The organism is Paenibacillus sp. IHB B 3084 (assembly GCF_001447315.1).
Taxonomy (GTDB): domain Bacteria; phylum Bacillota; class Bacilli; order Paenibacillales; family Paenibacillaceae; genus Paenibacillus.
Genome location: NZ_CP013203.1, coordinates 728000 through 740792, shown reverse-complemented (window position 1 = coordinate 740792; position 12793 = coordinate 728000). Strand labels below are relative to the sequence as shown.

Below are 12793 nucleotides of genomic sequence, written 5' to 3'. Positions count from 1 at the left end.
TCATTTCCTCCCTAGAAATATTCCATTTTCTTTCGTCAGTTGAAGGACACCAGTCTGCTTCAGGTTTTGGTTGACATGGATACGAAACATATCGATGGCCTTTCCTACAAGTCGTTCCCTTGCATTCATCGGAGTCGAAATCATATAATCGATCAGGGGTTCCGCTTTGTCTACCATCAGGCGGTCGTCGTAATGGAGCAACAGAAGATTAGAAAAGCATGAAGACAGCAAGTCCATTCCGTTACCTAGGTGGAACCGATGAATCGCTTGGTCTAATACGCGAAGATCGGGGTCGAAGGAAGCCGCCAAGTCCTCAAGCTCTTGAAGGTGTTGCGTACTCATCGTCGACGTGCAAACTAGTCCCCCGGGCTTTAGAACACGGTGCATTTCCTCGATCGCTCTGGAGATGTCCGAGACGTGATAAAGCATATTGTTAGCAAGCACCACATCGAATTGCTCTTCGTGAAAAGGGAGCTGTTGGGCGTCAGCCGACAAAAATTTAAACATTGCATTGCTGCTTCCTAAGCGGCAACGTGCTTCCTCCACCATTCCGCTGGAGATATCGGTAAGCGTGATGCGCCAGCTATTGGGAATTCGTTCGGCATTTCTTAACCAAAAGGTCCCGTCACCGCAACCCAACTCGAGAATATGGGCTTCCGGTGTCACTTCCAGTTGATCAAAAACCCAACGATGCCAGCCTTGAGGATTCGTACTGAACTTGTCGTAAAGATTGATTCGTGCTTGCAAGCGGGTGGCCGTCCGATATTGATCCCCCAATTCTCTTCCTTCTGTACGGCTTGTATAAGCTCCGCGAAGCGATCCAAATCGGATCCATCGGCCAACTTTTCCAAAGCTTTTCGAATAGCATGGACGATATGTTCCGTATGAGCGATCTTCTTCTGGAGAATATCGAGCTGTGCTTCCAACGAATGTCTGATGTCCCCATCGGATATCAACTCTGCGTTTAAGATGTCTTTAATTTCTTGAAGAGATAGCCCAACATACTTCAACGTCTGAATCCGCTGCAGTCGTTTCACTTCCTTCACCGTATACTTGCGAGCAGAGCCAGAATGATGGTCTTCCGGGGTCAATAGTCCAATCTGATCGTAATATCGCAAAGTTCGGAGTGTCATACCTGTACTTTTGGCAAGCTGCCCAGTCGATAAATAATCTCCTTTGCTCAACAGGTTCTCCCTCCTTCCCATGCATTGATTTTCCAGTACAATCTACTAGGTTAGTATACTTGGTGACGTAACGTCACCAGCAAGTTAAATTTTTCGATAATTGAGTGTGTGGAAAACAGGGACCCTGCTGTATGGTTATCATTACGATTTTGATGAGGAAGGTAGAAGGGGGCCGAAACGGCCCCTTTTTCATTCTGTGTAAACAGCCTGTTTTTGCTTTGAGATGGGGTTCGCCGAATAAAGAAACGATACTGATTTACTCAACGCGGATTTAATTTCACCTGTGAGCCGCCTTTGCCGCCCGTCTGAATTCCGGTTTCCTTCATTCCGGCTTCTTTCAGATCGACCAATAGCCGCTCTAACACCGCTTTGGCGGCGGCCGCTTCCTTGGCGCCGGACGATTTTACGACCAACTGCACCGGCTTGCCGGAGCGCAGATGTTTGTCTGCTTGGCGCAGCTTCGTGTCGTAGTCATGCTCCTCGATATGAGCAGTGAAGCGAAGCTCCTTGACCTTTTCCTTACTGCTCTTTCCAGCCATGTTGCTACCGCTCACCTTGCGTGTTCCGGTTTCCTTCTGCGCGAGCGCTTTCCCCTTGCCCTTAGCTACTAGGCTACATGGCGGAGGACTGCTCATCAGTGATGTACAGACCAGATCCATTCCTTTGGATCGGGCCATAGCCAAGGCTTCCTCTCTCGAGACGATACCGATCTTCTCACCGTTGAGTCCAGTGAGCATGACCTCGGAAGCTTTTATTTGCTCGTTGATTAATACTGCCACGTAAATGAAGCCTCCCTTAAAAACAATGATAAAGCTATCATATACGGAACCCGTTTGCGATTCAATTTGGAATTCCGGGTAGCGGGCAGATGGAGCTTTCCAATGCGACATAGTACTTTTCTTTAGTACAATCTTTGTTGACAAAAACCATCAACCCCTATACTCTTTTACTGATAATGATTATCATTTTCTAATGAGACATATACATGCAGGGGTGAATGAGAGAAATGAAAAAGATGTTGAATGGCCTATTATTGTTTACGGTTTTTGCTATTGTATTGGCGGGTTGCGGATCAGTAGGGGATAGCTCGAAGTCGGAAGCCACTTCCGGGTCTGAGCAGACCAGCAAAGCGGCTGGGCCGGTTACGGTTAAAGACGATCACGGGGAAGTCAAGCTGGACAAGCCAGCCGAACGTATCGTTGTACTGGAATGGACATTTACCGAAGATCTGATCGCGCTGGGTGTGCAGCCTGTTGGTAATGCGGACAACGACGACTATAAGCTGTGGGTTACACAGGAGGCGAAACTGGCTGATTCGGTCACTGATATCGGTACACGGGGCGAACCGAATTTGGAAGCGATCGCGGCGCTCAAACCGGACCTTATTATCTCTAACGCAGACAATAATGCAGCGATTTACGCACAGCTTAAGGGAATCGCACCAACGATAGAATACGATCCTTACAAGGGAAACGGTTATGATTACGACCGCATGGTCGAGATCTTTAAGCAGATCGCTATCGCTACTGGAAAAACGGAGCAGGCGGATAAAGTCCTAAGCGAACTTGACCAACATTATATTGAGGCAAAGGCTACATTGGAAAAAGCGGGAAAAGCGAATTCCCACTACGCGCTGACTCAGGCTTTCACAGCTCAAAATGCCGCGAGCCTACGGATGTTTAAGGATAACTCGCTTGTAGTTGGGACGCTTGCGAAACTCGGTATGGTGAATGACTGGAAGTCGGACAAAACCGAGAAATATGGATTCAGCACTGTTGGCATCGAAGCTCTTCCGGCGGTACAGGACAGCCATTTTATCTACATTACGCAGAAGACGGACGATGTATTTGGAGCCGCGATGAAGAACAATTCAGTCTGGAAAGAACTGAATTTCGTCAAAGAAAAACGGATCTATCCACTGGACGGAACAACGTGGACGTTCGGCGGCCCAATCTCATCGAAAGTGTTGGTTGATCAGGTGGTTGGAGTTCTGACGAAATGACCCGAGCAGACAGAACGAATTTGTCGAAGGCTTGGCGTGTAGGAAGCATTTTTGGGGGCGGATTGGCCGTCCTTATCGCGCTTTTTTTTGTAAGCTTGTGCTACGGAGAGGCGCCGATCCCGCTGCATACGGTAATCGAGGCGTTGACCCAGCGTCAGAATACGCTTGAGCACAATATGGTTTGGGATCTGCGGATGCCGCGTACGGTCATTGGAATCTTGGCTGGCGGTGCGCTGGCTATTGCCGGTGCGTTACTACAGGCTATCACCAAAAATCCGTTGGCGGCTTCTGATACGCTCGGAATCAACGCTGGTGCCTACTTTGTGGTTGTGCTTGGCGCGGTGATGTTCCCCGCATTGCTGCATCAGGCTCCATTTCTGTTTGCCGCCATCGGCGGCCTGCTGGCAGCGGTGCTTGCTTACTTCATGGGCGGTGGGCGAGCTGGCAGTCCGATCCGGCTGGCGCTTGCTGGCCTCATTGTGTCTATGGTGCTCGGTTCGTTTACCGGAGCATTACATATTTTTTACTCCTTTGAAACGCAGGGATTGTTTCTATGGGGTTCCGGTTCGCTTGTGCAAAACGATTGGAGTGGCACTACTTATGCTTGGCCCTGGGTTGTAGGACTCTCGGTTATCGCGGTTTTGCTGTCGAGGCAATTCGATGTGCTGGATCTGGATGAGTCCACATCCACGTCCCTCGGGCAAAAGGTGGGCTTGACCCGGGCGGTGGGAATTGTATTGGCGGTCTTGCTGTCGACCATTACAGTCAGCGTCATTGGACCCATCGGGTTTGTAGGTTTAGTGGCTCCGCATTTGGTGCGCTTAAGCGGCCTGAAAATGCATCGCTGGGTGCTGCCCGGTTCCTTCCTGTGGGGAGCATTACTCCTGACAGGCGCTGACGTGCTGGCGAAAATGGTCCACCAATCAAGCATGGATCTGCCGACCGGAGCAGTAATGGCATTGATCGGGGCCCCTTGGTTAATTTGGCTGATCCTGTGGAGGATGAAACTGCCTTCCGGCATCGGCGGACAGTCTTCAATGAACATAGGTGTGCGCTCTCGGAAATTACCGTATGGCAGGCTGGTCACATTGTTTGCGTGCGGGGCCGTGCTTTTAACCGTATTCAGCCTGATGTTTGGAGGAATGCGCATTCCGGTGGGCGATCTGCTGTCTGGCCTGTTCGGCGGTGAGAGCGCGAATTCGGCTTTGCTGCAGTTTAGAATTCCACGCACGCTGGTGGCGGCCGGGGCTGGTATCGCGCTTGCGGTCAGCGGTGTCTTGATCCAACTAGCCGTTCGCAATCCCTTGGCGGATGCCTCGATCATCGGGGTTTCTTCTGGAGCGGGATTCGGCGCGCTTGCAGTAATCATCGTCTGGCCCGGACTGCCTATTTATGTGCTGCCAGTCGCTGCGATCGCCGGAGCGGCAGTTTCGGCGGCGGTGATCTTCTTTCTATCCTGGAACAAACATCTGAATCCGTCTGTTGTCATATTACTCGGCATCGCCGTATCAGCGATTGGAGCAGCCGGAATTCAGGTGCTAATTATCCAAGGCTCGCTGTGGGGCAGCACCGGTTATATTTGGCTGACGGGGAGTACCTATGCGCGAAGCTGGGCGCAGGTGACGACGATTCTGGCCTTTCTGCTCGTGTTGTTGCCAGTAGCCTGGTGGCTAGCTCGCCGCTTCGATCTTTTGGTATTTGACGATAGCAGCGCCATGGGACTGGGGCTTCCGGTGCGTCGCACCCGGCTGCTGGCGATGGCAGTGGGTGTGCTGCTGGCGGGAGGAGCGGTAGCCTGCGTGGGTACGATTGGCTTCATCGGGCTGATTGCTCCGCATATCGTGCGTACGTTGATCGGGCACCACGTACGCCGTTCCATTATTTTGTCAAGCATCTTGGGAGCGGTAATGCTGGTGCTGGCAGATACGATTGGACGGACGGTGCTTGCGCCGACGGAGATTCCTTCCGGGCTGCTGATCGCTCTGATCGGTGCGCCGTATTTCCTGTACTTGATGTATCGCTCCAATCGTAGTAAGTCAGTGTAGTTGAAGTGGTACGCAAAAAGGCTGTTTCCGAGCGGATTTTCCGTGGGGGAAACAGCCTCTTTTTATATAGACAGTTGCAGTATTAATTCATTTCTTCTGCAAAGCTACCTGGATTTTATATTTACAAATCTAATAAAGTAGATATAATGTACTTTATGGAACCGTTATTGATTTTTAAAGCTTTGTCTAATGAGACACGTCGTCTAATTATGCTGTGGTTAAAAAATCCAGAGGAATTTTTTGATGAACAGGCTTATCTGAACCAAGGTCTTAATTTTCGAATCGGAATATGCGTGGGGGAAATTCAGGCTAAAGCAGGACTTGCACAGTCTGTTATCTCAAGTTATTTATTAACGATGCAAAAAGCTGGTTTGTTGGAGTCTGAGCGAATTGGGAAGTGGACGTACTATCGTCGGAACGAAAAGACAATACAGGAATTTGCCGAGTACATCCAAAAGGAACTATAGAAAGAAAGGAGGTTTTTTTTCGTAAAACACATCTATAAATCTGTATATATAAATATAATGGGGGCTTACATTTAAAATGAAACAGGTTAACTCTTTGCTTATTATTATTCTGGCTTTAGGCGTATTCGGCATTATTACAACGGAAATGGGGATTATAGGTGTTTTACCCCAGGTCACTCAAAAATTTAATATATCGACTTCACAAGCTGGCTGGCTTGTAAGTGTATTTTCTTTAGTGGTTGCTATTTCAGGTCCATTTCTGACCTTACTCGTTTCCGGTATAAATCGTAAAGTCATTCTGCTAACGGCTGTGCTCAGTTTTGTGATTTCAAATATGGTTTATGCTTTTACAACCGAGTTCGATGTTATGCTCATTTTCCGCATTCTCCCTGCTATTTTTCATCCTGTCTTTTTTTCGGTTGCCCTAGTGGTCGCAGCCAAACTTGTCCCGCCGGAAAAAAGCAGTAAAGCAGTCACCAAGGTTTTCGCCGGAATAACGGTCGGATTTGCTTTTGGCGTACCTTTAACTTCTTATCTCGCAGAAAAAATATCGTTAGAAGCCGCTTTCTTGTTTGGGGCTGTTGTCAGCATGATTGCCTTTACAGGAATCCTCATTTGGCTTCCTTCTATGCCGGTTAAAGAGAAAATGTCTTATGGAAAACAGCTTGGTATACTACGTAAACCTCAATTATGGTTCAATATCGTGACCGTTATTTTTATCTTTGCAGCTATGTTTTCTGTGTACAGCTACTTTGCTGAATATCTTGGTCAGGTAACCCATATGAATGGGTCATGGATTAGTATCATGTTGATGGTCTTTGGGATCATCATGATTTTTGGAAATTTTTTATTTGGAGGGTTATTACATAAAAATCTTATAAAGACCGTCATAATGTTTCCCCTGCTTTATGTGATCATTTACTTAATTATTTATTATTTGAGTTCTTCTTTCCTTCCGATGGTTGTAGTCGTACTCATTTGGGGGCAGTGCATTCCGGAGGGCTTATTATTAGCCAAGCATGGTTAACGACAGAGACGAAAGAAGCTCCCGAATTTGGAAACAGCTTGTTTGTTTCATTTTCTAATCTTGGCATTACTGTGGGGGCTTCAATTGGGGGTTGGTTTATCTCTCACTTGGGAATACACCAGCTCATCTGGAGCGGAATGATGTTTACACTTCTGGCCTTTTTATCAATCATCATAAAAGTAAAAATGTTCAAATCGAATGCAGAGGAAGTAAACGTGAGTTAAAATATGGAGAGACATTAGAAGAGTACCCTACATGATGACCATAAAATAATGCATGGAGTGATGTTGATTGCATTTCGTATGGAGTAATATTTTAATTACCCTCCTAATCGTTGGTGGCATTTTGGCGTTGTTCGTCTGGGGAGTGCTTTCCTTTATAAAGCGTCTTCGGAGATCGGAATGAGCTTTTCAATGATAATTATTTACTAATTACGTAAACGTGGGACCCGTAAAAATAACTCTTTTCAGAGTCTATATTTTACGGGTCTCCGTTTTATTTAGAGCTTACGAATTTCAAATAAATCATTAGGAGTGATATCGAAATAGACACACAATTTAGTGATAAGAGAGGCAGGTATACGCTTGTTCTCCATGTCTTTATTATGCATTAAATCCATAATCGTTGTTCTTCTATGGTTAATATCCTCAGATAGCTTCAATACAGACACATTGTGCTTTTCAATTATTTCTCCCAGTTTACAATATAAGACCCAATCCTTATTATCCATTAAAAAACCTCCAAAGACTGCATGTAAATTATTGAACACTAAACGTTCATGTGCTATACTGTGTTTGTATATATGATCGTTAAACGATCAACAAAATTTAATACTGATACCTTATCAAAGGGATGTACAACATACCCTTGGCTTTGCTATTGCCATTTTTCCAAAAATAGAATTGGGGATGATACCATGATGCAAAACACTAAAACCAACAAACAAGCCATCAAAACCATTGTTCGTATGGGACAGGTTTGGGAGCAAACAGAAGAAAACGAAGAAGCCGGGCTGCACTACTATCACATTAGAGATGCCCTCAACCGCCAATGGCAGACCATTGGGGTGAATGTTACTGATGCAATTCAAGTGTTTGAGAATGGGAACGATGAAGTGTGGACACGAATAATTCAGCCAGCCCCATTTCATCCTGACCTGACTACGAACGATTTAATTCATATGCTCAGTATTGGCCCGGAGGCTTGGCGTATACGCAACGCTATCCAAATCATATTGAATAACGTGGAAAGACGCAATGCATTTGTGAATCGCATCGTGAATGTGAATGACGAAGATGTATTGAATCTATTATACAATATGAAAAAGGAATTTCTTAAGCGCGATCAGCTTTCAAACCAGAAGTTCATGGATTTATATGCTGTAAATCCTGTAGAGGCCTTATCGGTCTATTTTCTGGAGTCAGTGGATGTTCATACATATTGGGAGTGGAGCGAGGCAGGGGGTACATATAGTAAAGCCATTCAGTACAAACAAGTAAAGCCTGAAATGACTTTAGCTGAAGCTATTGAAAAGGCAGAAGATGAAGCCAGAGACTTGGTTTCAGGCTACTAATATCGTGTGCTATCATGTTTTTAACCAATCTATTGGCTTAGATGGGCGGTCGGCTAGTCTCCTGCAAAGGAGGTGACGCCTGTGGAGGTTAAAGATGCGCTGACATTAATGATAATGTTCGGTACATTGCTGGTGACGCTGATCGGATTAGTCATCACAATTGTCGTTGCATTGAACCATAACCAAAAGAAGTAGATGAAAACGGATGGGGTATTGATTTATGTTGAGAATGAAATGATCTATTGGAGGTAAACCGATGAATATTCGGATGTATCATGACTTGGGACCTGATACCTGAACCTAAGCATAAATGGGGAATTACAAGCTTGACCTTGCATCAATACGTTCAAATTCTCAACTTTAACGGTCAAACTCAGCGATCCGCAGAGCTTTTAAATGAAGAGATTGTTGATTTGGAAATAGCGAAAAGTAAGGTATTGGATGAAGAGGATGTGCTTTTTCAATTTTCAGCGTTGAATGTAAATGCCAGGCTTTTGAGTGAGATAAAAGGAGACAAATAAAGAAAAGATGAGCGGTGATTATCCATGAGAATTAGCATCAAGCTGAAATTCAGTCTGTTCCTGGCTGTACTGCTTATTCTTGCTCTAGGCGTGCTAAGCTATTTCGTTCTTCAAGGGGTGGAAAAGAACCAGCAGACTCAAACCGAGGTTTATCTGGCCCAGCACGTCAAAACGGTTAATCTGCGAGTGAAGCAGACCTATTATACGGGTACGCGGCTGGAGCCGCAGACATTTATGAAGCAGCGAGGCCGGGGGCTGGCTACAGAGTTGGCCGGATTTACCGGACTGGGAGTCACGCTATATGATGCGCAGGGACTCCAGGTGGGCACCTCAATTCAAGATCATCCAGCGGTGGACCAGCAGAGTGGAGTAAATGCTGCATTGGCCTATGCATTGCAAAATAAAATTGCATATGAGGCTGTGGGGGACACACTCCTGTATCTGGCGCCGCTTCAAGGGCCAGAGGAACAAATGGGGGTAGTTCAGTTGCAATATTCACTCAAAAGTTCGCAGAGTTTTCTACGAACCCTCCAGAATTTGTTCCTGACTACAGGGATCGCGGTGCTTTTGCTAAGCTTCATCATTGGATATTTGTATTTTAACCGGGCAGCCGCAGCCATTGGACGGTTGAAAAAGGCGGCAGAGGATATTCGCCGCGCCGAATATATTCAGGCTCCTCCACTTAGGCGAAAGGATGAACTGGGCGAGCTGGCCGAGGGCATCTACTTTATGAGCATGGAGATTGAGCAGAGTATTGCTGCTAAGGATGAAGAGCAACGGAAGCTACAACTGGCTATCCACAAGCTCCAGACGCTGGAGCAGCAGCAGAAGCAATATATCGGCAATATTAGCCATGAATTCAAGACACCGCTGACCTCCATTAAAGCTTACGTGGATCTGCTGAATATGTACGACGATGATCCCAAACTGCTGTTGGAAGCCAAGGCCAGCATCGCCCAAGAAACTCAGCGGCTATATGAAATGGTGGAGAAGGTGCTACAGGTGTCGGCGCTGGAAAAATATGATTTTGAGTCACAGGCCGAGCTGTTGGAGGTTGCAGAGGGGTTGCGCAATGTTTGTTCACGTATGAGCGGCAAGGCGGAACGCTTCGGTATCACTATTTCCTGCGATGCGAAGCCAGCCCACATCTGGATTGATAAAGAGAGCTTTATGCATATTTTTATTAATTTGCTGGATAATGCGATCAAATATAATGTCCCTCAAGGAACAATTCATGTCTACAGCGAACTTAGAGACAACCGGGTAAGGATCACGATCCGTGATTCCGGCATAGGCATTCCTGATGAAGCCAGAGAGAGGATTTTCGAGCCCTTCTACACGGTCAACCGCGACCGATCCAGGCAATCGGGCGGCACGGGACTGGGACTGTCACTGGTGCGCAATCTGGTCGAGAAGCAGAATGGAAGCATTACGCTGCTGGAGTCGGAAGGCGAAGGTTCGGTTTTTGAGCTATCTTTTCCGGCTACATCTTAACAGGTCTGCACTCTGTATCAAAGCTACGCAAAAAGTTTACAACTTGGAAACAAGCAGGTGTGGTTTAGAAATACTCCTCCAATATGCTTAGAGTAAGCAAAGGTTACACAAAACTCATGATTAGGCTCCACAGCGAGTTTTGTGTGAATCGAATTCAATCATGTCTATGCTGTACAACGTTTTTAGGGGGAATCATGCAATGAACGTAAATATCCACAGCAAGCTGGGCAAAACAGGACTCATTCTGCTCGCTACGGCAATTCTTCTGTCCATGACTGCGTGCAGTACAGGAAACACAGAGGCGCGGCAGGTCGTAGAGAAGTCCGGCAAAAAGATTACCGTGATGGATAACACCACTGAATCCGTATACACCAAGTTGAAGCTGGAGGGCATTGCTAAGATCGAGGGTGTGCGCGGGATGGATTGGGTGAGTGAAGGCACGCTTGCGGTTGATAAACAGAACAGGAAGCTTTCCCCCGTGATAATTGAGGGAGAAAAACGTTATCCACATAACCTCTATCAATATGATCTTGCTTCCAGTGGGGAGACGCCGCTGCTGGAGGGGGAGAACAGCTACGGATTTGCAAAGCTGTCCCCTGACAGGAAGCATATGCTTTATCAGCAATTGTATGAATCCACAGGAATAGGCTACATCATGAATCTTGAAACCGGCGTTTCCGTGAAAATGTACGATGCAGAGTTTATGGCCGGGGAAGGCGTATGGGAGGATACAGGTCACGTTATTTTTCCCAATATGGAAGGGGACATTATCAGGGCTGATGTAAACGGAAAAAGTGAAGTTGCAGTCAAGACTGGACAGAGAAGTGTTTCTAGCGTGGCTCAGTCGGGAAACATGATCTACTATGTTGCAATGGGGGAATTGATCGCCTATGATATCGAAACCAAGCAATCCGAAGTCCTGAAAAAAAACGTCTGGGTGGTCCTTCCTTCCCCAGATGGCAGCAAGCTGGCGGTTGTAAAACACACCAAACCAGGAGAGAACGTATTGGTTCTCTGCGATACCAAAGGGAAAGAACTGTCCACATTGGCTTCGGGTATGCAACTGTTCGGTACAAGCTGGTCGCCGGATGGGAGCAAGCTGGCCTATGCGGTTTCTGAGGATGGAGATAAATACCGTTTTTTCATTACAGAAGCAGAAACAGGGGAGCAAACCCCTGTTCTGGGCGATAATGGCATAAGTGATCAGTTACGCTGGAGCCCTTCCGGTAAAAAGCTGCTGATTCCAACAGGGGTTTTGAAGGACACTAGATATCAATCTACGGCTTACGTAATCAAGTTATCTTAAGTATAAATCATTTATTTTAAGGAGGATGACGAACGCGATGAAAATAACAGAAGTGCTCTTAAATACACACCGATTGGATGCCATGAAAGATTTTTACGGCTCTCTCTTGGATCTGGAAGTTCTGGAGGAAACCGCTTCACGATTGTCATTTCGAGCTGGCGAATCGGTTCTTGCTTTTCAGGAAGATTCCCTCATGGAGAATGAGTTTTATCACGTTGCGTTTGCGATTCCAACGAATAAGTTCATTGAAGCAAAACAATGGGTAATCGACCGGGGTATCTCATTGATTTCAAGAACCAAAGAGGATGAGTTTCTTTTCGAAAGCTGGAATGCAACAGCACTTTACTTCTATGATCCAGATCATAACCTCATCGAGTTCATTGCTCACCATTCACTCGATAACGCTGTAGATGAAACTTTCGGGCCAAAGGCTCTACTTCGTATAAGTGAGATTGGCCTTCCTGTAGATAATGTTCCAGAATTTTGTCAAACCATCACAGAAGTGTTCCAACTTGATTCATGGGGTGGAGCTGGGCCGCAATTCACGCCGCTAGGGGACGCAGAAGGATTATTAATTGTAATAGACAAGCAGCGGCCTTGGTTCCCGGACGATAGGATGCCGCGCGAGTACAACACCAAAGTCTTGATTAATAGTACATGTCCTGCCAGTCTTTCGCTTCAAAATGGCTTGTACGAATTGAAATCAATCTGATTTAGAACTTCTCGCTCTAATATGAGACAGGAGGAATTCACTTGGCAACGATTGCTGAAATGTACAGGCATTTAACGATGCATCCGTTGATTTCGGAAGAAATATGAAACCACATGATTTGTTAAATGAAGCTATTTCTCAACGTAAGCGGTTGATTGGGAAGCTCCATAATAATCCGTATACAATGGAAAGCTTTTTGCAAGAAATGTTCGTGTATCATGACAGGCATCATAAAGAGCAGATCGTGAATTTTCTTCAATCCATCGTCTAAAACCCATCTGTAGAGTGTTGTTATTTAATACCCTAAATAAAGGATCGAACAAGTGTACCGTTATATGGTATATTGTTCCTATAATAAAAGGTTTATTTATTCATAAGGCGGCACATTTTGGTCACTTTCATGGCGATATTGTAGAAGTTACACTTTGAAACCGATTAATGAATCGGAAGGTTGTAATAATG

General features: G+C 46.0%; 13 protein-coding genes and 1 pseudogene. 10 read left to right on the top strand and 4 right to left on the bottom strand.

Features of this window, described 5'->3' with window-relative positions:
- The 3 genes from ASL14_RS27700 to infC all read right to left on the bottom strand — a co-directional run bounded on the left by ASL14_RS27700 (position 1) and on the right by infC (position 1963).
- Entirely contained in the window at positions 1 to 747 is a 747-nt protein-coding gene (locus ASL14_RS27700; RefSeq protein ID WP_223264179.1) for a class I SAM-dependent methyltransferase, read from the bottom strand.
- Positions 663 to 1184 carry a MerR family transcriptional regulator gene (locus ASL14_RS27695; protein ID WP_223264178.1) on the bottom strand — a complete coding sequence of 174 codons (522 nt, stop codon included), beginning with the start codon at positions 1182 to 1184 and terminating at the stop codon, positions 663 to 665. The genes ASL14_RS27700 and ASL14_RS27695 overlap by 85 nt, the downstream gene beginning before the upstream one ends.
- 260 nt (positions 1185 to 1444) lie before the next feature.
- Complete coding sequence (infC, locus tag ASL14_RS03465; RefSeq protein WP_134910464.1) at positions 1445 to 1963, bottom strand: translation initiation factor IF-3; 519 nt, start codon at positions 1961 to 1963, stop codon at positions 1445 to 1447.
- Positions 1964 to 2190: 227 nt separating this feature from the next.
- Between infC and ASL14_RS03460 the strand changes: the two genes are divergently transcribed.
- From ASL14_RS03460 to ASL14_RS03445, 4 genes and pseudogenes are all read left to right on the top strand, one after another.
- Entirely contained in the window at positions 2191 to 3186 is a 996-nt protein-coding gene (locus tag ASL14_RS03460; RefSeq protein ID WP_134910463.1) for an ABC transporter substrate-binding protein, read from the top strand.
- Positions 3183 to 5231 (top strand): iron ABC transporter permease, encoded by a 2049-nt coding sequence (locus tag ASL14_RS03455; protein WP_134910462.1) that lies wholly within the window; start codon positions 3183 to 3185, stop codon positions 5229 to 5231. Before ASL14_RS03460 ends, ASL14_RS03455 begins: the two co-directional genes overlap by 4 nt.
- 155 nt (positions 5232 to 5386) lie before the next feature.
- Positions 5387 to 5698 (top strand): ArsR/SmtB family transcription factor, encoded by a 312-nt coding sequence (locus ASL14_RS03450; protein WP_134910461.1) that lies wholly within the window; start codon positions 5387 to 5389, stop codon positions 5696 to 5698.
- Between the two features lie 76 nt (positions 5699 to 5774).
- Positions 5775 to 6949 (top strand): annotated as a pseudogene (locus ASL14_RS03445) (MFS transporter).
- A 275-nt stretch (positions 6950 to 7224) separates the two neighbouring features.
- On the opposite strand, the gene ASL14_RS03440 reads toward ASL14_RS03445, so the two are convergent.
- Positions 7225 to 7455 (bottom strand): helix-turn-helix domain-containing protein, encoded by a 231-nt coding sequence (locus ASL14_RS03440; protein WP_134910460.1) that lies wholly within the window; start codon positions 7453 to 7455, stop codon positions 7225 to 7227.
- Between the two features lie 186 nt (positions 7456 to 7641).
- On the opposite strand from ASL14_RS03440, the gene ASL14_RS03435 reads away from it, so the two are divergent.
- The 6 genes from ASL14_RS03435 to ASL14_RS03415 all read left to right on the top strand — a co-directional run bounded on the left by ASL14_RS03435 (position 7642) and on the right by ASL14_RS03415 (position 12331).
- Positions 7642 to 8298 (top strand): hypothetical protein, encoded by a 657-nt coding sequence (locus ASL14_RS03435; RefSeq protein WP_134910459.1) that lies wholly within the window; start codon positions 7642 to 7644, stop codon positions 8296 to 8298.
- A gap of 81 nt (positions 8299 to 8379) precedes the next feature.
- Complete coding sequence (locus tag ASL14_RS27690) at positions 8380 to 8493, top strand: putative holin-like toxin (protein ID WP_222934653.1); 114 nt, start codon at positions 8380 to 8382, stop codon at positions 8491 to 8493.
- Positions 8494 to 8573: 80 nt separating this feature from the next.
- The gene (locus ASL14_RS03430; protein WP_189338220.1) at positions 8574 to 8819 is read left to right on the top strand and encodes a hypothetical protein; all 246 of its coding nucleotides are present in this window, start codon (positions 8574 to 8576) and stop codon (positions 8817 to 8819) included.
- 24 nt (positions 8820 to 8843) lie between these two features.
- A complete protein-coding gene (locus ASL14_RS03425; RefSeq protein WP_134910458.1) occupies positions 8844 to 10313 on the top strand; it encodes a sensor histidine kinase in 1470 nt (489 codons plus the stop codon).
- A gap of 199 nt (positions 10314 to 10512) precedes the next feature.
- Entirely contained in the window at positions 10513 to 11619 is a 1107-nt protein-coding gene (locus tag ASL14_RS03420) for a TolB-like translocation protein (protein WP_134910457.1), read from the top strand.
- A 37-nt stretch (positions 11620 to 11656) separates the two neighbouring features.
- Complete coding sequence (locus ASL14_RS03415; protein WP_134910456.1) at positions 11657 to 12331, top strand: VOC family protein; 675 nt, start codon at positions 11657 to 11659, stop codon at positions 12329 to 12331.
- Positions 12332 to 12793: the final 462 nt, after the last annotated feature.

What these genes read in the sequence shown, in the direction of transcription:
- ASL14_RS03460 (WP_134910463.1), top strand. Translation starts at nt 2,191, where the DNA reads ATGAAAAAGATGTTGAATGGCCTATTATTGTTTACGGTTTTTGCTATT.
- ASL14_RS03455 (WP_134910462.1), top strand. Translation starts at nt 3,183, where the DNA reads ATGACCCGAGCAGACAGAACGAATTTGTCGAAGGCTTGGCGTGTAGGA.
- ASL14_RS03450 (WP_134910461.1), top strand. Translation starts at nt 5,387, where the DNA reads ATGGAACCGTTATTGATTTTTAAAGCTTTGTCTAATGAGACACGTCGT.
- ASL14_RS03440 (WP_134910460.1), bottom strand. Translation starts at nt 7,455, where the DNA reads ATGGATAATAAGGATTGGGTCTTATATTGTAAACTGGGAGAAATAATT.
- ASL14_RS03435 (WP_134910459.1), top strand. Translation starts at nt 7,642, where the DNA reads ATGATGCAAAACACTAAAACCAACAAACAAGCCATCAAAACCATTGTT.
- ASL14_RS03430 (WP_189338220.1), top strand. Translation starts at nt 8,574, where the DNA reads ATGACTTGGGACCTGATACCTGAACCTAAGCATAAATGGGGAATTACA.
- ASL14_RS03425 (WP_134910458.1), top strand. Translation starts at nt 8,844, where the DNA reads ATGAGAATTAGCATCAAGCTGAAATTCAGTCTGTTCCTGGCTGTACTG.
- ASL14_RS03420 (WP_134910457.1), top strand. Translation starts at nt 10,513, where the DNA reads ATGAACGTAAATATCCACAGCAAGCTGGGCAAAACAGGACTCATTCTG.
- ASL14_RS03415 (WP_134910456.1), top strand. Translation starts at nt 11,657, where the DNA reads ATGAAAATAACAGAAGTGCTCTTAAATACACACCGATTGGATGCCATG.